21 protein-coding genes and 2 pseudogenes are annotated in these 20,353 nt (G+C 65.4%); 19 read left to right on the forward strand and 4 right to left on the reverse strand.

Features of this window, described 5'->3' with window-relative positions; translation table 11 throughout:
• Positions 1–3 precede the first annotated feature (3 nt).
• The 9 genes from NGM28_RS01590 (at position 4) to NGM28_RS01630 (ending at position 10,319) form a co-directional block, all read left to right on the forward strand.
• A complete protein-coding gene (locus NGM28_RS01590; protein WP_011536054.1) occupies positions 4–1,008 on the forward strand; it encodes an aspartate carbamoyltransferase catalytic subunit in 1,005 nt (334 codons plus the stop codon).
• Entirely contained in the window at positions 1,005–2,276 is a 1,272-nt protein-coding gene (locus NGM28_RS01595; RefSeq protein ID WP_240066907.1) for a dihydroorotase, read from the forward strand. Before NGM28_RS01590 ends, NGM28_RS01595 begins: the two co-directional genes overlap by 4 nt.
• Before the next feature lie 231 nt (positions 2,277–2,507).
• On the forward strand, positions 2,508–3,038 hold the full coding sequence (gene hslV / locus NGM28_RS01600) for an ATP-dependent protease subunit HslV (RefSeq protein ID WP_011536056.1): 531 nt from the start codon (positions 2,508–2,510) through the stop codon (positions 3,036–3,038).
• Between the two features lie 74 nt (positions 3,039–3,112).
• Positions 3,113–4,456, forward strand: coding sequence for an ATP-dependent protease ATPase subunit HslU (gene hslU, locus NGM28_RS01605; RefSeq protein WP_240066908.1), 1,344 nt, complete (start codon positions 3,113–3,115; stop codon positions 4,454–4,456).
• A gap of 170 nt (positions 4,457–4,626) precedes the next feature.
• The gene (locus NGM28_RS01610) at positions 4,627–5,004 is read left to right on the forward strand and encodes a gamma-butyrobetaine hydroxylase family protein (RefSeq protein WP_240066909.1); all 378 of its coding nucleotides are present in this window, start codon (positions 4,627–4,629) and stop codon (positions 5,002–5,004) included.
• A gap of 336 nt (positions 5,005–5,340) precedes the next feature.
• Positions 5,341–7,020, forward strand: a complete 1,680-nt coding sequence (gene phaC / locus NGM28_RS01615; RefSeq protein WP_240066910.1) for a class II poly(R)-hydroxyalkanoic acid synthase — start codon at positions 5,341–5,343, stop codon at positions 7,018–7,020.
• A 64-nt stretch (positions 7,021–7,084) separates the two neighbouring features.
• Positions 7,085–7,936 carry a poly(3-hydroxyalkanoate) depolymerase gene (gene phaZ / locus NGM28_RS01620; RefSeq protein WP_011536060.1) on the forward strand — a complete coding sequence of 284 codons (852 nt, stop codon included), beginning with the start codon at positions 7,085–7,087 and terminating at the stop codon, positions 7,934–7,936.
• 81 nt (positions 7,937–8,017) lie between these two features.
• Positions 8,018–9,700, forward strand: a complete 1,683-nt coding sequence (gene phaC / locus NGM28_RS01625; protein ID WP_252088480.1) for a class II poly(R)-hydroxyalkanoic acid synthase — start codon at positions 8,018–8,020, stop codon at positions 9,698–9,700.
• A 4-nt stretch (positions 9,701–9,704) separates the two neighbouring features.
• Positions 9,705–10,319, forward strand: a complete 615-nt coding sequence (locus tag NGM28_RS01630) for a TetR/AcrR family transcriptional regulator (protein WP_011536062.1) — start codon at positions 9,705–9,707, stop codon at positions 10,317–10,319.
• Between the two features lie 86 nt (positions 10,320–10,405).
• Here the strand turns inward: NGM28_RS01630 and NGM28_RS28870 are convergent.
• The 4 genes and pseudogenes from NGM28_RS28870 to NGM28_RS01645 form a co-directional block, all read right to left on the reverse strand.
• Positions 10,406–10,690: pseudogene (locus NGM28_RS28870) on the reverse strand (hypothetical protein); the annotation flags it as partial.
• A 90-nt stretch (positions 10,691–10,780) separates the two neighbouring features.
• Positions 10,781–11,203, reverse strand: a pseudogene (locus NGM28_RS28875) (phasin family protein); the annotation flags it as partial.
• Positions 11,130–11,549 (reverse strand): phasin family protein, encoded by a 420-nt coding sequence (locus tag NGM28_RS01640; protein WP_011536064.1) that lies wholly within the window; start codon positions 11,547–11,549, stop codon positions 11,130–11,132. The gene NGM28_RS01640 and the pseudogene NGM28_RS28875, both read right to left, overlap by 74 nt.
• A gap of 228 nt (positions 11,550–11,777) precedes the next feature.
• The gene (locus tag NGM28_RS01645; RefSeq protein ID WP_240066913.1) at positions 11,778–12,053 is read right to left on the reverse strand and encodes a polyhydroxyalkanoic acid system family protein; all 276 of its coding nucleotides are present in this window, start codon (positions 12,051–12,053) and stop codon (positions 11,778–11,780) included.
• 125 nt (positions 12,054–12,178) lie between these two features.
• On the opposite strand from NGM28_RS01645, the gene ubiE reads away from it, so the two are divergent.
• The 10 genes from ubiE to NGM28_RS01695 all read left to right on the forward strand — a co-directional run bounded on the left by ubiE (position 12,179) and on the right by NGM28_RS01695 (position 20,297).
• Positions 12,179–12,949, forward strand: coding sequence for a bifunctional demethylmenaquinone methyltransferase/2-methoxy-6-polyprenyl-1,4-benzoquinol methylase UbiE (ubiE, locus tag NGM28_RS01650; RefSeq protein WP_011536066.1), 771 nt, complete (start codon positions 12,179–12,181; stop codon positions 12,947–12,949).
• Entirely contained in the window at positions 12,949–13,572 is a 624-nt protein-coding gene (locus NGM28_RS01655; RefSeq protein ID WP_240066914.1) for a ubiquinone biosynthesis accessory factor UbiJ, read from the forward strand. The genes ubiE and NGM28_RS01655 overlap by 1 nt, the downstream gene beginning before the upstream one ends.
• A complete protein-coding gene (gene ubiB / locus NGM28_RS01660; protein WP_252088482.1) occupies positions 13,569–15,182 on the forward strand; it encodes a ubiquinone biosynthesis regulatory protein kinase UbiB in 1,614 nt (537 codons plus the stop codon). Before NGM28_RS01655 ends, ubiB begins: the two co-directional genes overlap by 4 nt.
• A gap of 72 nt (positions 15,183–15,254) precedes the next feature.
• A complete protein-coding gene (hisI, locus tag NGM28_RS01665; RefSeq protein WP_240066916.1) occupies positions 15,255–15,647 on the forward strand; it encodes a phosphoribosyl-AMP cyclohydrolase in 393 nt (130 codons plus the stop codon).
• 1 nt (position 15,648) lies between these two features.
• Complete coding sequence (locus NGM28_RS01670) at positions 15,649–15,984, forward strand: phosphoribosyl-ATP diphosphatase (protein WP_213658635.1); 336 nt, start codon at positions 15,649–15,651, stop codon at positions 15,982–15,984.
• A 160-nt stretch (positions 15,985–16,144) separates the two neighbouring features.
• Entirely contained in the window at positions 16,145–16,417 is a 273-nt protein-coding gene (locus NGM28_RS01675) for a twin-arginine translocase TatA/TatE family subunit (protein ID WP_213658636.1), read from the forward strand.
• A gap of 3 nt (positions 16,418–16,420) precedes the next feature.
• Positions 16,421–16,789 carry a Sec-independent protein translocase protein TatB gene (gene tatB / locus NGM28_RS01680; RefSeq protein WP_240066917.1) on the forward strand — a complete coding sequence of 123 codons (369 nt, stop codon included), beginning with the start codon at positions 16,421–16,423 and terminating at the stop codon, positions 16,787–16,789.
• Entirely contained in the window at positions 16,786–17,577 is a 792-nt protein-coding gene (tatC, locus tag NGM28_RS01685; protein WP_240066918.1) for a twin-arginine translocase subunit TatC, read from the forward strand. Before tatB ends, tatC begins: the two co-directional genes overlap by 4 nt.
• Complete coding sequence (locus NGM28_RS01690) at positions 17,574–18,281, forward strand: 16S rRNA (uracil(1498)-N(3))-methyltransferase (RefSeq protein ID WP_252088483.1); 708 nt, start codon at positions 17,574–17,576, stop codon at positions 18,279–18,281. The genes tatC and NGM28_RS01690 overlap by 4 nt, the downstream gene beginning before the upstream one ends.
• 99 nt (positions 18,282–18,380) lie before the next feature.
• On the forward strand, positions 18,381–20,297 hold the full coding sequence (locus tag NGM28_RS01695; protein ID WP_252088484.1) for a HAMP domain-containing methyl-accepting chemotaxis protein: 1,917 nt from the start codon (positions 18,381–18,383) through the stop codon (positions 20,295–20,297).
• The last annotated feature ends 56 nt before the right edge of the window (positions 20,298–20,353 follow it).

Here is a 20,353-nt window from a genome sequence, read left to right on the forward strand (position 1 = left end):
GCGATGACGCCATTCGACGCCAAGCGCCCGCTGCAGCTCAATGACCAGGGCCAGCTGCGCCACTTTCTCTCGCTCGACGGTTTGCCCCGCGAACTGCTCACCGAGATCCTCGACACCGCCGACTCGTTCCTCGAAGTCGGCGCCCGGGCAGTGAAGAAAGTCCCGTTGCTGCGCGGCAAGACCGTGTGCAACGTGTTCTTCGAGAATTCCACCCGTACCCGCACCACCTTCGAGCTGGCCGCCCAGCGGCTGTCGGCCGACGTGATCAGCCTGAACGTGTCGACCTCCTCGACCAGCAAGGGCGAGACCCTGTTCGACACCCTGCGCAACCTCGAGGCCATGGCCGCCGACATGTTCGTCGTGCGCCACTCCGATTCCGGTGCCGCCCACTTCATCGCCGAGCACGTGTGCCCGGACGTGGCGGTGATCAACGGCGGTGATGGCCGCCACGCCCACCCCACGCAAGGCATGCTCGACATGCTGACCATCCGTCGCCACAAAGGCAGCTTCGAGAACCTGTCGGTGGCGATCGTCGGCGATATCCTGCACTCGCGCGTGGCCCGCTCGGACATGCTCGCGCTCAAGGCGCTGGGCTGCCCGGATATCCGCGTGATCGGCCCGAAGACGCTGATCCCGATCGGCATCGAACAGTATGGGGTGAAGGTCTACACCGACCTCGCCGAAGGCCTGAAGGACGTCGACGTGGTGATCATGCTGCGCTTGCAGCGTGAACGCATGGCCGGTGGCCTGCTGCCCAGTGAAGGCGAGTTCTACCGCTTGTTCGGCCTGACCACCGCGCGCCTGGCCGGGGCCAAGCCGGATGCCATCGTCATGCACCCGGGCCCGATCAACCGCGGCGTGGAGATCGAGTCGGCGGTGGCCGACGGCAAGCACTCGGTGATCCTCAACCAGGTCACCTACGGCATCGCCGTGCGCATGGCCGTGCTGTCCATGGCCATGAGCGGGCAGAACGCGCAACGTCAATTCGACCAGGAGAACGCCCAGTGACCATCAGCATTATCGGCGCCCGGGTCATCGATCCTGCAAGCGGCCTGGACCGCGTCACCGACCTGCACCTGGAAGGCGGCCGCATTGCCGCCATCGGCGCGGCCCCGGCCGGCTTCAGCGCCAGCCGCACAATCCAGGCCGATGGCCTGGTGGCCGCCCCGGGCCTGGTCGACCTTGGCGTATCGCTGCGCGAGCCGGGCTACAGCCGCAAGGGCACCATCGCCAGCGAGACCCGCGCCGCAGTGGCCGGGGGCGTCACCAGCCTATGCTGCCCGCCGCAAACCAAGCCCATTCTCGACACCTCCGCCGTCGCCGAACTGATCCTCGACCGCTCCCGCGAGGCGGCCAACAGCAAGGTCTACCCGGTCGGCGCCCTGACCAAGGGCCTGGAAGGTGAACAACTGGCCGAGCTGGTCGCCCTGCGCGACACCGGCTGCGTGGCCTTCGGCAACGGCCTGAAAGAGATCCCCAACAACCGCACCCTGGCCCGTGCCCTGGAATACGCGGCGACCTTCGACCTGACCGTGGTGTTCCACTCCCAGGACCGCGACCTGTCGCAGGGCGGCCTCGCCCACGAAGGCCCGATGGCCAGCTTCCTCGGCCTGCCCGGCATCCCGGAAACCGCCGAGACCGTGGCCCTGGCCCGCAACCTGCTGCTGGTCGAGCAGACTGGCGTGCGCGCCCACTTCACCCAGATCACCAGCGCCCGAGGCGCGCGGCTGATCGCCCAGGCCCAGGCGCTGGGGCTGCCGGTTACCGCCGATGTGGCGCTGTATCAGCTGATCCTCACCGACGAGGCCCTGCGCGACTTCTCCAGCCTGTACCACGTGCAGCCGCCGCTGCGCACCGCCGCCGACCGCGACGGCCTGCGCGAGGCGGTGAAGTCCGGGGTGATCCAGGCGATTTCCAGCCACCACCAGCCCCACGAGCGTGATGCCAAGCTGGCGCCGTTCGGCGCCACCGAACCGGGTATCAGCAGCGTCGAGCTGTTGCTGCCACTGGCCATGACCCTGGTGGAGGACGGCCTGCTCGACCTGCCCACGTTGCTGGCGCGCCTGAGCAGCGGCCCAGCTGCGGCCATGCGCCTGCCGGCCGGCGAGCTGAAGGTGGGTGGCGCGGCGGACCTGGTGCTGTTCGATCCGAAGGCGTCCACCGTTGCTGGCGAGCAGTGGTACTCCCGCGGCGCGAACTGCCCGTTCATCGGCCACTGCCTGCCGGGCGCGGTGCGTTACACCCTGGTCGACGGGCACATCTGCCACGAGGCCTGATGATCCCCCTGTAGGAGCCAGCCTTGCTGGCGAAACGTGCGCCGCGGTGCATGGCACCGGCTATGCCGGTGTTCGCCGGCAACGCCGGCTCCTACGGGGATCACGCAAGTCCTGCGCTTTCGGAAACATCCTGTCTTGGCACCGCTCATCCTTTGCGGTTGAAATCCTTCCCCCCTCCCCCCATATGAGTCGGCATCAGGCATTTTCGCCCCGCTGCGTGGAGACTCTCCCTTGACTACCATCGTTTCTGTCCGCCGTAACGGCAAAGTCGTCATGGGCGGCGACGGCCAGGTTTCCCTCGGCAACACCGTGATGAAAGGCAACGCCAAGAAAGTCCGTCGCCTGTACAACGGCCAGGTCATCGCCGGTTTCGCCGGTGCCACCGCCGACGCCTTCACCCTGTTCGAGCGCTTTGAAGCGCAACTGCAGAAACACTCCGGCCACCTGGTCCGCGCCGCCGTCGAGCTGGCCAAGGAATGGCGCACCGACCGCTCGCTCAGCCGCCTGGAGGCGATGCTGGCCGTGGCCAACAAGGACGCATCCCTGATCATCACCGGCAACGGTGACGTGGTCGAGCCCGAGGACGGCCTGATCGCCATGGGCTCCGGCGGTGGCTACGCCCAGGCCGCGGCCCGCGCCCTGCTGAACAAGACCGACCTGTCGGCCCGGGAAATCACCGAGGCCGCCCTGAACATCGCCGGCGACATCTGCGTGTTCACCAACCACAACCTGACCATCGAGGAGCAGGACCTGGCCGAGTGAATCAGTTGTTTTGGCGTCCCGCTCGCAGCGGGACTTTTCCACACTGATCACCCTGCTCGAGGAGCCCATACATCATGTCCATGACCCCCCGCGAAATCGTCCACGAACTCAACCGCCACATCATCGGCCAGGACGACGCCAAGCGCGCCGTCGCCATCGCCCTGCGCAACCGCTGGCGACGCATGCAGCTGCCCGCCGAGCTGCGCGCCGAAGTCACCCCCAAGAACATCCTGATGATCGGCCCCACCGGCGTGGGCAAGACCGAGATCGCCCGCCGCCTGGCCAAGCTGGCCAACGCGCCTTTCATCAAGGTCGAGGCGACCAAGTTCACCGAAGTCGGCTACGTCGGTCGTGACGTCGAGTCGATCATCCGCGACCTGGCCGACGCCGCGCTGAAGATGCTGCGCGAGCAGGAAATCGTCCGCGTGCGCCACCGCGCCGAAGACGCCGCCGAAGACCGCATCCTCGATGCCCTGCTGCCACAGGCGCGGGTCAGCAGCTTCAGCGAGGAAGCCCAGCAGTCCAGCGGCGACTCCAACACCCGCCAGCTGTTCCGCAAGCGCCTGCGCGAAGGCCAGCTGGACGACAAGGAAATCGAGATCGAAGTCGCCGAGAGCATGGGCGTCGATATCGCCGCGCCGCCCGGCATGGAAGAGATGACCAACCAGCTGCAGAGCCTGTTCGCCAACATGGGCAAGGGCAAGCGCAAGAGCCGCAAGCTGAAGGTGAAAGAAGCCCTGAAGATGGTCCGCGATGAAGAAGCGGGCCGCCTGGTCAACGAGGAAGAGCTCAAGGCCAAGGCCCTGGAAGCGGTCGAGCAGCACGGTATCGTGTTCATCGACGAGATCGACAAGGTGGCCAAGCGTGGCAATGTCGGCGGCGCCGACGTGTCCCGCGAAGGTGTGCAGCGCGACCTGCTGCCGCTGATCGAAGGCTGCACGGTCAACACCAAGCTGGGCATGGTCAAGACCGACCACATCCTGTTCATCGCCTCCGGCGCGTTCCACCTGAGCAAGCCCAGCGACCTGGTGCCTGAACTGCAAGGCCGCCTGCCGATCCGTGTCGAGCTCAAGGCGCTGACCCCGGAAGACTTCGAGCGCATCCTGAAAGAGCCGCACGCCTCGCTGACCGAACAGTACCGCGAGCTGCTCAAGACCGAAGGCCTGCACATCGAGTTCGCCGACGAAGGCCTCAAGCGCCTGGCCGAGATCGCCTTCCAGGTCAACGAGAAGACCGAGAACATCGGTGCCCGCCGCCTGCACACCCTGCTCGAGCGCCTGCTCGAAGAGGTGTCGTTCAGCGCCGGCGACCTGGCCAGCACCCACGACGAGAAGCCGATCCACATCGACGCGGCCTACGTGAACAGCCACCTCGGTGAGCTGGCGCAGAACGAAGACCTGTCGCGCTACATCCTGTGACCGCATAGGGCCGCTGCGCGGCCCGTTCGCGGCACAAGGCCGCTCCTACAGGAAATCGCGATCCTCTGTAGGAGCGGCCTTGTGCCGCGAATGGGCTGCGTAGCAGCCCCTTGCACAATGGCCAAAATCACTCGAAGCTTGCCGCTTGAAGCCTGAGAGAGACCTAGCCCATGGCCCGCCTGCCCACCGCGATCAACCTGCACAAAGCCTCGAAGACCCTCACCCTCACCTACGCCCCCGGCGAGGTCTACCACTTGCCCGCCGAGTTCCTGCGCGTGCACTCCCCTTCCGCCGAGGTCCAGGGCCACGGCAACCCCATCCTGCAGTTCGGCAAGATCAATGTCGGCCTCAGCGGCCTGGAACCAGCCGGTCAATATGCACTGAAACTGACCTTCGACGACGGCCATGACTCCGGATTGTTCACCTGGGAATACCTGGAACAGCTGTGCCTGCGCCAGGCGCAATTGTGGGCCGATTATCTGGACGAATTGCACAAGGCCGGCAAATCCCGCGACCCGTCGGAATCGGTCGTGAAACTGATGCTCTAGCTCAAGGCCCCCACGCTTTAGAGCGCATTTTCTAATCTCATCTGCTTGAATGCCTGGATGGCAGCCAAAGACTGGCTGTCTTGCGCATTACACGAAAGTCGGGTAACCAATGGAGCTGGCAAGTTCCCTGCATTGCATTTCGAGCAAGCAGGGCCAGGCCGGTAGGTAGAGGTCGCGAGCGAAAGCAGGCTGTCTTCACACGCAGAAAATCCCGCCGCTCATCACTGACACGCCTCCGGTCGCAGCACCGCTGTTCCTTATCACTGGTCACCCGAGTAGCAGTACCGGGCTGTCACAGCACACCGGTACTCGTCTCAGGACAACGGAGCGTCGTAGATGAGTAACAAGAACAACGATGAGTTGCAGCGGCAGGCCTCGGAGAACACCCTGGGGCTGAACCCGGTCATCGGCATTCGCCGCAAGGATCTGTTGACCTCGGCGCGCACGGTATTGCGCCAGGCATTGCGTCAACCGTTACACAGCGCCAAGCACGTGGCGCATTTCGGCCTGGAGCTGAAGAACGTGCTGCTGGGCAAATCGAGCCTCCAGCCTGAAAGCGACGACCGTCGCTTCAGTGACCCGGCCTGGAGCAACAACCCGCTGTACCGCCGCTACCTGCAAACCTACCTGGCCTGGCGCAAGGAGCTGCACGACTGGATCGGCGAAAGCGACCTGTCGCCCCAGGACATCAGCCGCGGCCAGTTCGTCATCAACCTGATGACCGAGGCCATGGCGCCCACCAACACCCTCTCCAACCCCGCTGCGGTCAAGCGCTTCTTCGAGACCGGCGGCAAGAGCCTGCTCGACGGCCTCTCCCACCTGGCCAAGGACCTGGTCAACAACGGCGGCATGCCCAGCCAGGTGAACATGGAAGCCTTCGAGGTAGGCAAGAACCTGGCCACCAGCGAAGGCGCGGTGGTGTACCGCAACGACGTGCTGGAGCTGATCCAGTACAGCCCGATCACCGAACAGGTGCACGCCCGCCCCCTGCTGGTGGTGCCGCCGCAGATCAACAAGTTCTACGTCTTCGACCTGAGCCCGGAAAAGAGCCTGGCGCGCTTCTGCCTGCGCTCCCAGCAGCAGACCTTCATCGTCAGCTGGCGCAACCCCACCAAGGCGCAGCGCGAGTGGGGCCTGTCCACCTACATCGACGCGCTCAAGGAAGCGGTCGACGCGGTGCTGGCGATCACCGGCAGCAAGGACCTGAACATGCTCGGCGCCTGCTCGGGCGGCATCACCTGCACCGCGCTGGTGGGCCATTACGCGGCACTCGGCGAAAAGAAGGTCAACGCCCTGACGCTGCTGGTCAGCGTGCTTGATACCACGGTCGATACCCAGGTGGCGCTGTTCGTCGACGAGCAGACGCTGGAGGCGGCCAAGCGCCACTCCTACCAAGCCGGCGTGCTCGAAGGCAGCGACATGGCCAAGGTGTTCGCCTGGATGCGCCCCAACGACCTGATCTGGAACTACTGGGTCAACAACTACCTGCTGGGCAACGAGCCGCCGGTGTTCGACATCCTGTTCTGGAACAACGACACCACGCGCCTGCCGGCCGCCTTCCACGGCGACCTGATCGAGATGTTCAAGAACAACCCGCTGATCCGCTCCAACGCCCTGGAAGTGTGCGGCACCGCCATCGACCTGAAGCAGGTCGACTGCGACATCTACAGCGTCGCCGGCACCGCCGACCACATCACCCCCTGGCAATCGTGCTACCGCTCGGCGCACCTGTTCGGCGGCAAGATCGAGTTCGTGCTATCGAACAGCGGGCATATCCAGAGCATCCTCAACCCGCCAGGCAACCCCAAGGCACGCTTCATGACCGGCGAGGACCGCCCGGACGACCCGGTGGCCTGGCAGGAGAACGCGGTCAAGCACGCCGACTCCTGGTGGCTGCACTGGCAGAGCTGGCTGGGCGAGCGCGCGGGCGAACTGAAGAAGGCGCCCACACGCCTGGGCAACCGTGCCTACGCCGCCGGCGAGGCATCGCCGGGTACCTACGTCCACGAACGCTGAGTGAAACCGCGGTGGTGCGCCCCGTGGCGCATCACCGCGCTACGTCCACCACAGAGTTACGCGTATGCCGCCACCCTACATCTTCAGGACCGTCGAGCTGGATGATCAGTCCATCCGCACCGCGGTCCGTCCGGGCAAGCCGCACCTGACACCCTTGCTGATCTTCAACGGCATCGGTGCCAACCTCGAACTGGTGTTCCCGTTCATCGAGGCCCTGGACCCGGACCTGGAGGTGATCGCCTTCGACGTGCCCGGCGTCGGCGGCTCGTCGACGCCCCGCCACCCCTACCGCTTCCCCGGGCTGGCCAAGCTGACGGCGCGCATGCTCGACTACCTGGACTACGGCCAGGTCAACGCGATCGGCGTGTCCTGGGGCGGCGCCCTGGCCCAGCAGTTCGCCCACGACTACCCGGAGCGCTGCAAGAAACTGGTGCTCGCCGCCACCGCCGCCGGCGCGGTGATGGTGCCGGGCAAACCCAAGGTGCTGTGGATGATGGCCAGCCCGCGGCGCTACATCCAACCGTCCCACGTGATCCGCATCGCCCCGACCATCTATGGCGGTGGTTTTCGCCGCGACCCCGACCTGGCCCTGCACCATGCCTCGAAGGTGCGTTCCGGCGGCAAGCTGGGCTATTACTGGCAGCTGTTCGCCGGGCTTGGCTGGACCAGCATCCACTGGCTGCACAAGATCCACCAGCCCACCCTGGTGCTGGCCGGCGACGACGACCCGTTGATCCCGCTGATCAACATGCGCCTGCTGGCCTGGCGAATTCCCAATGCGCAGCTACACATAATCGACGATGGCCATCTGTTCCTGATCACCCGGGCCGAGGCCGTCGCCCCGATCATCATGAAATTCCTCCAGCAAGAGCGCCAGCGCGCGGTCATGCACCCCCGACCCGCCTCCGGCGGCTGACGCCGGGCCGGCGCATGGAGTACGCGCCGGCCCGCCCTTGCTGTGTTCCAGCGCTTGCTGGCCTGACGATGGAGTGTTGGCATGAAAGACAAACCGGCAACAGGGACGACACCGGTCCCCGCCACCAGCATGAACCTGCAGAACGCAATCAATGGCCTGCGCGGTCGCGACCTGCTGTCGACCCTGCGCCATGTCGGCCGCCACGGCCTGCGCCACCCGTTGTACACCGCACGCCACCTGCTGGAGCTGGGCGGCACCCTGGGCCGGGTGATCCTCGGCGACACGCCGTTCCAGCCCCATGCCCGCGACAACCGTTTCAGCGACCCGACCTGGAGCGAGAACCCGCTCTACCGCCGCGGCCTGCAGGCCTACCTCGCCTGGCAGAAGCAGACCCGCCGCTGGATCGAGGAAAGCACCCTGAGTGACGACGATCGTGCCCGTGCGCAGTTCCTGTTCACCCTGGTCAGCGACGCCGTGGCCCCGAGCAATTCACTGCTCAACCCGCTGGCGGTCAAGGAGCTGTTCAACACCGGCGGCCAGAGCCTGCTGCGCGGCGCCAGCTACCTGCTGGACGACCTGCGCCACAACGACGGCCTTCCGCGCCAAGTTGACGAACGCGCCTTCGAGGTCGGTGGCAACCTTGCCGCCACCCCGGGCGCGGTGGTGTTTCGCAACGAGCTGCTGGAGCTGATCCAGTACAAGCCCATGAGCGAACAACAGTACGCCCGCCCCTTGCTGGTGGTACCCCCTCAAATCAACAAGTACTACATCTTCGACCTCAGCCCGACCAACAGCTTCGTCCAGTACATGCTCAAGAACGGCCTGCAGGTATTCATGGTCAGCTGGCGCAACCCCGACCCGCGCCACCGCGAATGGGGCCTGTCGAGCTACGTGCAGGCACTGGAGGAAGCGCTGAATGCCTGCCGCAGCATCAGCGGCAGCCGCGACCTCAACCTCATGGGGGCCTGCGCCGGGGGGCTGACCATGGCGGCCCTGCAGGGCCACTTGCAGGCCAAGAAGCAACTGCGCAAGGTGCGTAGCGCCACCTACCTGGTCAGCATGCTCGACAGCCAGTTCGACAGCCCCGCCAGCCTGTTCGCCGACGAGCAGACCATCGAGGCGTCCAAGCGTCGCTCCTACCAGCGCGGCGTGCTCGACGGCGGCGAGGTGGCGCGGATCTTCGCCTGGATGCGCCCCAACGACCTGATCTGGAACTACTGGGTCAACAACTACCTGATGGGCAAGAAGCCACCGGCGTTCGACATTCTCTACTGGAACGCCGACAGTACCCGCCTGCCCGCCGCCTATCACGGCGAGTTGCTGGACTTCTTCAAGCTCAACCCGCTGACCTTCCCCGAAGGGCTCGAAGTCTGCGGCACGCCCATCGACCTCAAGCAGGTCGACCTCGACAGCTTCACCGTAGCCGGCAGCAACGACCACATCACCCCCTGGGACGCGGTGTACCGCTCGGCCCTGCTGCTCGGTGGCGACCGGCGCTTCCTGCTGGCCAACAGCGGGCATATCCAGAGCATCATCAACCCGCCCGGCAACCCCAAGTCGTACTATCTCGAGAACCCCAAGCTGTCCAGCGACCCACGGGCCTGGTTCCACGATGCCCAGCGTCGCGACGGCAGCTGGTGGCCACTGTGGCAGGAGTGGATCAGCCAGCGCTCGGGCACACTCAAGCCGCAGCGCACGGAACTTGGCAACGCCACCTATCCACCGCTGGGCCCTGCGCCGGGCAACTATGTGATGGCCCGCTGAACGGATGAAAACCCGCGACCGTATCCTCGAATGCGCCCTGCAGTTGTTCAACCGCCAGGGCGAACCGAACGTCTCGACCTTGGAGATCGCCAACGAACTGGGCATCAGCCCGGGCAACCTGTACTACCACTTCCACGGCAAGGAACCGCTGGTGATCGGCTTGTTCGAGCGCTTCGAGGAAGAGCTGATGACCTTGCTCGACCCACCGCTGGACGTCCAACTGGAGGCCGAAGACTACTGGCTGTTCCTGCACCTGATCGTCGAACGCATGGCCCAGTACCGGTTCCTGCTTCAGGACCTGTCCAACCTCACCGGCCGCCTGCCCAAGCTGGCGCGGGGCATGCGCAGCCTGATCAACGCCCTCAAGCGGACCCTGGCCGCGCTGTTGGCCAGCCTCAAGGCCCAGGGCCAGGTGACCAGCGAGACCCAGGCATTGGGGCAACTGGTGGAACAGATCACCCTGACCCTGATCTGCTCGCTGGACTACCAGCGGGTGATCGGCCGCGAGGGCGATGTGGGGGTGGTGGTGTACCAGGTGATGATGCTGGTGGCGCCGCATCTGCAGGCACCGGCGCGCAGGGCGGCGGAACAGTTGGCGATGAGGTACCTGGAGGGTTGAAATGATCGCGGGGCAAACCCGCTCCCACGTGCCCTGGGTGAGCTGCGTGGAAGCGGGCTTGCCCCGCGATCGAGGGCGACGCGGTGTCAGGCCTGGGCGGCCGCGTTCACCGGTGCCGACGGAGTGGCGCTGGCCGGCGCCGCGCTGGGTGCCGGGGCCGCGGTTGCTGCTGGCGCAGCAGCCGCAGGCTTGGCCGGAGCAGCTTTTTTCACCGCAGGCTTCTTGGCCACGGCCGGCTTGGCAGCCGGTTTGGCCGCAGGCTTGGCCGCTGCGGTTTTAGCCGCAGGCTTGGCAGCGGGCTTCGCTGCGGCGGTCTTGGCTGCCGGCTTGGCGGCGGCCTTGGCCAGCGGTTTGGCCGCGGTCTTGCTCGCGCCTGCCTTGGAGATCGGGGTGACCGAAGCACCGGTCAGTTTCTCGATCTGCTTGGTCAGCGTGTCGACCTGCTGGTGCAGGGCCTTGATCTCATTGCGGCTGGGCACGCCCAGGCGCGAGATGGCGCTGTTCAGGCGCTTGTCGAAAGCCTCTTCGAGCTCGCTCCACTTGCCCAACGCGCGGTCTTTCACGCCAGATACCCGGGAGTTGGTCGACGACTTGGCGCTTTCAGCCACGTTTTCAGCGGTTTTCTTCGCCTGCTTCTCGGCTTTCTCGCCATCCTTCACCAGCGTGTCGAACAGCTTCGGACCGTCCTGGTCGATCTTCGAGTAGATACCCAGGCCAGCCAGCCAGATCTTGCGGGAGTACTTCTCGATTCCGCCGACCCAGGAGCTACCTTCTTTCTCGGTGTTCTTCTTGCCAGCCATCCTGCTCTCCTTATGGTTTGTGCGCGACGCGCTCGAGCAGCTCGTGCAGCTGTTCAAGCTTGATGGACAACGCCTCAACGTCATGTTTAGACGGAATGCCGAGGCGATTCAAGGCGCGACCGACGCGGGCGTCGAAGGCTTTCTCGATTTTGTCCAGTTGGACCTCGACTTTGCCGCGCACGCGGGTCACTTCACGGGTGGCTTCGTCAAGCTGGCCGTTGGCGGCGTCGAGTTCCTTGTCGATGCGCTTCTTGCCGCGCTTCTCGACGCCTTCGCCGGCCTTGACCAGCTCCTTGAAATAGTCGGTGCTTTCCTGGCCGACGCGGGCGTAGGCGCCCAGGCCCGCCAGCCAGATCTTGCGCGCGTAGCCGCGCACTTCGCCCAGGGTGCCCTGGTCGTCGTCTTTGTGCTTGAGACTCACTTTGGCCATGCTCTTCACCTCATGCTCATGATGGGAGGGAGAAACTGCCCATGGATTGCGGGCTTGAGCATAAGGTAGGGAAGGAAATTAGAATTCACACCCTAAAGGCAGTTGCAAGCTGCAAGCTGCAAGCTGCAAGCAAAAGCAAAAGCAAAAGCAAAAGCAAAAGCAAAAGCAAAAGCAAAGCCTTCGCCGACCTGCTTCAGCTTGTAGCTTGTAGCTTGCAGCTGCCGGCCCTCAGGCCAAAGCCTTGTCCAGCGCCCGCTCGATCTCGCCCTTGATGGTGCCGCTCATCATCGACAGCATCATGCCCAGCTTGAGCTCGACGCGGATGCTGTCGTCGAAGATCTGCACGCTGCCATTGGCGCCGCTGCGCGACACATCGACACGGTCGCCGTTCCAGCGGGCCTTGAGGTCGTACTCCTGGGCCAGCCGGTCCACCAGCGCCTGCGCCTTGGCGCGGACGGCTTCGCGGCCGAGGGAGTGTTTGCGTTCGACGCTGATCTGGGTCATGCGGGTGTTCCTGGATATGAAGACAATGGCGCCATTATGCCCCCGCCCGCCCGACGGCACACCCCGTCAAGACAAATGCGCCCGATCCCCCTAGAATGGCCGTAATTTTTTTCTGGTGAAGCGAAATGACCGACCCGCGCAAAGGCGACCACGCCGAACCCACCACACACTTCGGCTACCAGGACGTGCCCGAGAGCCAGAAGGCGAAGAAAGTCGCCGAAGTGTTCCACTCGGTGGCCGCCAAGTACGACCTGATGAACGACGTGCTCTCCGGCGGCATGCACCGCCTGTGGAAGCGCTTCACCATCGAGCTGTCCGGTGTGCGCAGCGGCAACCGGGTGCTGGACATCGCCGGCGGCACCGGAGACCTGGCCGCCAAGTTCTCGCGCCTGGTCGGCCCGACCGGCCAGGTGGTGCTGGCCGACATCAACGAATCGATGCTCAAGGTCGGCCGCGACCGCCTGCTCGACCGTGGCGTGGCCGGCAACATCGAATTCGTCCAGGCCGACGCCGAGAAGCTGCCGTTCCCGGACAACCACTTCGACTGCGTGACCATCGCCTTCGGCCTGCGCAACGTGACGCACAAGGATGAAGCCATCCGCTCCATGCTGCGCGTGCTCAAGCCGGGCGGGCGTCTGCTGGTGCTGGAATTCTCCAAGCCCACCAACAAGCTGATGTCCAAGGCCTACGACGCCTACTCGTTCGCCTTCATGCCACTGGCCGGCAAGCTGATCACCAACGACTCGGAAAGCTACCGTTACCTCGCCGAGTCGATCCGCATGCACCCCGACCAGGAAACCCTCAAGGCGATGATGGTCGAGGCCGGTTTCGACCGTGTCACCTACCACAACATGACCAGCGGCATCGTCGCCGTGCACCGGGGAATCAAGCCCTGATGCTGCTGGCCGGCCTGCTCGCCAGCGTCGAGCACGGGCTCAACCGCGTCCTGCGCCTGGACAGCACCGCGCTGCCGCGGCTGGCCATGCTCGAAGGCAAGGTGGTCGAGATCGACTGCGTGCAGCCGGCCCTCAAGCTGTTCGTGCTGCCCGATGAACAAGGCCTGATGCTCGCCGCCCACTGGCAGGGCGAGGTCGACTGCACCTTGCGCGCCCCCGCCGGGCGCCTGGCACAGCTGGCCCTGGCCAAGGACAAGACCGCCGTGCTGCACAGCCCGCAGGTTGCCCTGCATGGCGACAGCGCGGTGATGCTCGACCTGTTCGGCATCCTGCAGGACCTCGACCTGGACTGGGAATACGAGCTGCAACGCTGGCTCGGCCCGGTACCAACGGCATTGATCGCCGGCCATTTACGGCTGCGCGCGCGCTGGACCAAGCAGGGCCTGGCCCGCTTCAGCCAGAACCTCTCCGAATACCTGGCCGAAGAATCTCGCACCCTGGTCGGCAAACGCGAAGCCGAAGCGGCCTTCAGCGAACTCGATGCGCTGAAAGTCGACATCGAACGCCTCGAGGCGCGCCTGCGCCGCCTCGCCCACACTCTTGATACCAGCGATAACGCATGAAGCTGCTCGCCGTCCGCCGTCTGTTGCGCATCCAGCGCGTCGTGATCCGCTACCGCCTCGATGACCTGCTGTTCGAACAACCCTTGCTGCCCTGGTGGTTGGCCAGCCTGCGCCTGCTGATGCCCTGGCGCTGGCTGCCGCGCAAGCCGCTGGCGCTGAGCCGTGGCGCGCGCCTGCGCCTGGCATTGCAGGACCTAGGGCCGATCTTCATCAAGTTCGGCCAGTTGCTCTCTACCCGCCGCGACCTGCTGCCCACCGACATCGCCGACGAGCTGATGCTGCTGCAGGACCGGGTGCCGCCGTTCGACCCGCAGCACGCCGTGGCGCTGATCGAAGAGCAGCTCGGCGCCAAGGTGGGTGAAGTGTTCAGCCGCTTCGATGTCGAGCCGCTGGCCTCCGCCTCGGTGGCCCAGGTGCATGCCGCCCGCCTCAAGAGTGGCGAGGAAGTGGTGGTCAAGGTGGTGCGCCCGGGCCTCAAGCCGGTCATCGCCCAGGACCTGGCCTGGCTGTTCCTGATCGCCAAGGCCGCCGAACGCGCTTCGGCCGATGCCCGTCGCCTGCACCCGGTAGAGATCGTCGGCGACTACGAAAAGACCATCTACGACGAACTCGACCTGTTGCGCGAGGCGGCCAACGCCAGCCAACTGCGGCGCAACTTCGAGGGCTCCGAGCTGATGTACGTGCCCCAGGTCTACTGGGACCTGTGCCGCCCGAAAGTGCTGGTGATGGAGCGCATCTACGGCGTGCCGGTCACCGACATGGCCACCCTGGCCGACCAGCGCACCGACATGAAGATGCTCGCCGAGCGTGGGGTCGAAGTGTTCTTCACCCAGGTGTTCCGCGACAGCTTCTTCCATGCCGACATGCACCCGGGCAACATCTTCGTCAGCACGGTCAAGCCCTGGAGCCCGCAGTACATTGCCATCGACTGCGGCATCGTCGGCAGCCTGACGGCCGAGGACCAGGACTATCTGGCGCGCAACCTGATCGCCTTCTTCAAGCGCGACTACCGCCGCGTGGCTCAACTGCATATCGACTCGGGCTGGGTGCCGGCGCAGACCAAGGTCAACGAGTTCGAAGCGGCGATCCGTACCGTGTGCGAGCCGATCTTCGAAAAGCCGCTCAAGGACATCTCCTTCGGCCAGGTACTGATGCGCCTGTTCCAGACCGCGCGGCGCTTCAACATGGAAGTCCAGCCGCAGCTGGTGTTATTGCAGAAGACCCTGCTCAACATCGAAGGCCTGGGCCGCCAGCTGTACCCGGACCTGGACCTGTGGAGCACCGCCAAGCCGTTCCTCGAGCGCTGGATGCGCGAGCGCATGAGCCCGAAGGCGGTGATCGGCAACCTGTACAACCAGGCCGAGCAGCTGCCGCACCTGGCCGACATGACCCGCGACCTGCTCGAGCGCCTGTCGCAGCCGCACCTCAACGATGCACAGCTGCCTGAGCGGCGCCGCCAAGGCGACAACTGGGCGCTGCGCCTGCTCGGTGCCGGCCTGCTCGGCGGCGGCGCCACCCTGGCTGCAGGCGCAGTCAGTCTCAGCGCTCCAGCCGCCTGGCCTGCGTGGTTGATGCTGACCGCGGGCCTGTACCTGATCGTGCGCCGATAGCCAGCCGCGCGGCTGGCTGGCACACTAGCGCAAGAGGCCCGGTACAGGAGCGGGCCCGGTTTGGAGTCGACGATGAAAGACTGGCTGGACGAGATCAAGTGGAACAGCGATGGCCTGGTGCCGGCGATCGCCCAGGACCACAAGACCGGGCGCGTGCTGATGATGGCCTGGATGAACCGTGAATCCCTCGCCCTGACCGCCGCCGAGCATCGTGCCATCTACTGGTCACGCTCGCGTGGCAAGCTGTGGCGCAAGGGCGAGGAGTCGGGCCATGTGCAGAAGCTGCACGAGATGCGCCTGGACTGCGACGCCGACGTGATCATCCTGATGGTCGAGCAGCTGGGGCATATCGCCTGCCATACCGGCCGCGAGAGCTGCTTCTACCGCGTCTTCGAAGACGGCCAGTGGAAAACCGTCGACCCGGTCCTGAAGGATCCGGGCGCCATCTACAGCGCAGGACACTAACATGAGCGACACACTGAACCGCCTCGCCGAGGTGCTGGAAGAACGCAAGCAGGCGGCGCCGGACAGCAGCTATGTGGCCAGCCTGTATCACAAGGGGCTGAACAAGATCCTCGAGAAGCTCGGCGAAGAGTCCATCGAGACCATCATCGCCGCCAAGGATGCCGCCGTCAGCAAGGATTACAGCGATGTCATCTATGAGACCGCAGACCTGTGGTTTCATAGCCTGGTCATGCTCAGCGCGCTGGGCCAGCATCCACAGGCGGTGCTTGACGAGCTGGAGCGCCGGTTCGGGCTTTCCGGGCATGATGAGAAGGCCGCGCGTCAGCCTTCTGCCTGAAGATTGCCGGGGGCGCTTTGCGCCCCTTTCGCGGCGCAAGGCCGCTCCTACAAGGGGCCGCGTCGCCTGAAACCCCTGTAGGAGCGGCCTTGAGCCGCGATGGGCTGCACAGCAGCCCCCAGGGCCCGATAGACCGACACATATTTCTCAGGAGTACGAAATGGGCATTTTTGACTGGAAACACTGGATCGTTCTGCTGGTCGTCGTGGTGCTGGTGTTCGGCACCAAGAAACTGAAGAACTTCGGCAGCGACCTGGGCGAGTCGATCAAGGGCTTCCGCAAGGCCATGAACGAAGAAGAAAACAAGCCTGCCGAGCAGACCCCGCCACCGGCCCAACCGGTTCCACCGGTACAGAACACCACGCAGCAGGCCCAAGGCCACACCATCGAGGGCCAGGCCCAGCCGGTCCAAGAGCCGCAGCGGAAAGACTGAGCCATGTTCGGCATCAGTTTCAGCGAGCTGCTGCTCGTCGGCCTGGTCGCCCTGCTGGTGCTCGGCCCCGAGCGCCTGCCGGGCGCCGCGCGCACTGCAGGGTTGTGGATCGGCCGGCTGAAGCGCAGCTTCAACGCCATCAAGATGGAAGTGGAGCGCGAGATCGGCGCCGACGATATCCGCCGCCAGTTGCACAACGAGCACATCCTGCAGATGGAACAGGAGGCCAAGCGCATCCTCAATCCTCTGGTGCCGCCCGCGCAGCCGCCGGCCACCCCTGAAACGCCCGTCACGCCTGCCGCCGAGGCCGCCCCCGCGCAGCCCGCCGCAGTGCCACCCTCCGAGCCGCCACAACCGCCACGAGCCCCATGAGCGAAAATCCGGAACATGACCAGCCGATGCCGCTGGTCTCGCACCTGACCGAACTGCGCACCCGCCTGCTGCGTTGCGTCGCCGCCATTTTCCTGATCTTCGCCGGGCTGTTCTCCTTCGCCCAGCAGATCTACACCCTGGTCTCGGCGCCGCTGCGCGCCCACTTGCCGGCCAACGCGACGATGATCGCCACCGACGTGGCCTCGCCGTTCCTGACGCCGTTCAAGCTGACCATGATCGTCTCGATGTTCCTGGCGATCCCGTTCATCCTGCAGCAAATCTGGGGCTTCATCGCCCCTGGCCTGTACCGCCACGAAAAGCGCATCGCCATCCCGCTGCTGGTGTCTAGCATCCTGCTGTTCTACGCCGGCATGGCCTTCGCCTACTTCCTGGTGTTCCCGCTGATGTTCAGCTTCTTCGCCGCCGCCACGCCGGAAGGCGTGTCGATGATGACGGACATCGCCAGCTACCTCGACTTCGTCATGACCCTGTTCTTCGCCTTTGGTGTCGCCTTCGAGATCCCGGTGGCGGTGGTGCTGCTGGTGTGGATCGGCGTGGTCGACGTGCAGTACCTGAAGAAGATCCGCCCGTACGTGATCATCGGCTGCTTCGTGGTCGGCATGATCCTCACGCCGCCGGACATCTTCTCCCAGACCCTGCTCGCCGTGCCCATGTGGATGCTGTTCGAGGTCGGCGTGCTGTGCGGCAGCCTGATCCGCAAGCGTAGCCACGAACACGATGAAGCCCCCAACGATCACAACGACCAGCCGCCTGCGACCCAACCGTGAACCTGTTGCTCCTCGAAGAGGCCGACTTCGTGTCGGCCGACCGCGTCATCCTGGCTGACCGCCGCTTCACCCACATGCAGGAAATCCACCGCGTCGCGGTGGGCGACAGCCTGCGCGTCGGCCGTATCGGCGGCCTGATGGGCAAGGCCGAGGTAATCCGCCTGGAAGGCCATGAGGCTGAACTGCGGGTGGCCTTCGACCAGGCGCCACCGGCCAAGCTGCCGCTGACCCTGGTGCTGGCCGTACCCCGCCCGAAAATGCTGCGCCGGCTGTTCCAGACGGTCGCTACCCTGGGCGTGCCACGGCTGATCCTGGTCAACAGCTACAAGGTCGAGAAGAGTTTCTGGCAGACGCCGTTCCTGCAACCCGAGAGCATCCGCGAGAACCTCATTCTCGGCCTGGAGCAGGCCCGTGACACCGTGCTGCCGGAGGTCATCATCGAGAAGCGCTTCAAGCCCTTCGTCGAGGACCGCCTGCCCGCCATCGCCGAAGGCACCCTGGGCCTGGTCGGCCATCCCGGCCCCTACCCGGCCTGCCCGCGCGCAGTGAAAGGCCCAGTCACCCTGGCGATCGGGCCGGAAGGCGGCTGGATCCCCTACGAAGTCGAGCTGCTGGGCAAAGCTGGCTTGGCACCGGTACAACTGGGCGATCGTATCCTGCGCGTGGAAACGGCGGTTACCGCCCTGCTCTCGCGAATTTTCTGACGCACGAGTCAAGTTTTTACCATCAAGTTTCCCCGCCCCTCGCCGATGGCCTGTGCAAGAGAACAATAATCCGCACTGCCACGCGCCGGGGAGTCGTCTATGTACCGTTGGTTTGCCCAGTCACTGGGGAATGTAAGCGTCAATCGCAAGTTGGGGGTCGGCTTCGGCCTGGTGCTGCTGCTCACCCTGGGCATCACCTTCACCGGGTGGATGGGCATCGATAGCGTGACCAGCCGTGGCGACAAGCTCGGCAACATCTCGGTGATCCACCAGTACACCCAGGACCTGCGCCTCGCCCGCCAGGACTACGAACGCAACCGCGATGACGCCGCCGTAGGCGCGATGGAGAAGGCCCTGGCCAACCTCGAGCGCCAGGTGCAGTTCATGCTCGGGCAGATCGAGTTGCCCGGCGACCGTCAGCGCCTGGACCAGCAACAGGATGCCATCCGCCAGTACCAGCAGGCCTTCACCGAGCTCAAGCAGGCCGGCCAGCGCCGCGAAGCCAGCCGCGGCATGCTCGGCGACAGCGCCGACAAGGCCGCCGAGCTGATCGGCAAAGTCCAGCAGCGCTTGCTGCAGGGCGGCGATATCGGCCAATACGAGCAGGTGGTGCAGGTCAGCGCCCTGTTGCAGCAGGCACGCTTCCAGGTGCGCGGCTACACCTACAGCGGCAAGGCTGAGTTCCAGCAGACCGCGCTGAACGCCATCGACCAGGCCCTGCCGGTGCTGAAGGCGCTGCCGGCCAAGCTGCCCGCCGAGTTCGCCGCCAGCCTCGACGACGCCGCCACCGCGCTGGCCGCCTACCGTGACGCGGTAAACCAGTTTGGCAGCGCCCAGGCTGCCAGCGAACAGGCGTTGCAGCGTATGTCGGCACAGGGCCAAGTGCTGCTGAGCACCAGCCAGGACATGACCGTCTCGCAGACCCAGGTCCGCGACCAGGGCACCCAGCAGGCCAAGTCCATGCTCGCCGGTGCCACCGTCCTGGCTTTGCTGCTGGGCGTTGTGGCCGCCTTCGCCATCACCCGGCAGATCATCGTGCCGCTGCGCCAGACACTGGCCGCCGCCGAACGCGTGGCCAACGGCGACCTGCGCCAGGACACCCTGGTCGCCCGCCGCGACGAGCTGGGCCAGTTGCAGGCCAGCATGCAGCGCATGACCCAGGGCCTGCGCGAACTGATTGGTGGTATCGGCGACGGCGTCACCCAGATCGCCAGCGCCGCCGAGGAGCTGTCGGCGGTGACCGAGCAGACCAGCAGCGGGGTCAATAACCAGAAGGTCGAGACCGACCAGGTGGCCACCGCCATGAACGAGATGGCCGCCACCGTGCAGGAAGTGGCGCGCAATGCCGAACAGGCCTCGGAAGCGGCGCTGATGGCCGATCAGCAAGCCCGCGAAGGTGACAAGGTGGTCGGTGAGGCCATCGCCCAGATCGAGCGCCTGGCCAGCGAAGTGCAGAACTCCAGCGAGGCGATGAACCAGCTCAAGAGCGAAAGCGACAAGATCGGCAGCGTGCTCGACGTGATCAAATCGGTGGCCCAGCAGACCAACCTGCTGGCGCTCAACGCCGCCATCGAAGCCGCCCGAGCCGGCGAAGCCGGGCGCGGTTTCGCCGTGGTCGCCGACGAGGTGCGCAGCCTGGCCCAGCGTACCCAGCAGTCCACCGAGGAAATCGAGGAACTGATCGCCGGCCTGCAGAGCGGCACCCAGCGCGTGGCCAGCGTGATGGACAGCAGCCGCGAGCTGACCGACAGCAGTGTCGAGCTGACCCGTCGCGCCGGCAGTTCGCTGGACACCATCACCCGCACCGTGTCGTCGATCCAGTCGATGAACCAACAAATCGCCACCGCCGCCGAGCAGCAGAGCGCGGTCGCTGAAGAGATCAACCGCAGCGTGATGAACGTGCGCGACATCTCCGACCAGACTTCGGCCGCCAGCGAAGAGACCGCCAGCTCCAGCGTCGAACTGGCGCGGCTGGGCACTCACCTGCAAGGGTTGGTGGGGCGGTTCAGGCTTTAATGGCCAGGCCTCTGTAGGAGCGGCTTCAGCCGCGATCACCCGCGAAGCGGGTGCCA

Origin of the sequence: Pseudomonas sp. MWU13-3659 (assembly GCF_023757525.1) — a bacterium.
GTDB classification, from domain to species: domain Bacteria; phylum Pseudomonadota; class Gammaproteobacteria; order Pseudomonadales; family Pseudomonadaceae; genus Aquipseudomonas; species Aquipseudomonas entomophila_E.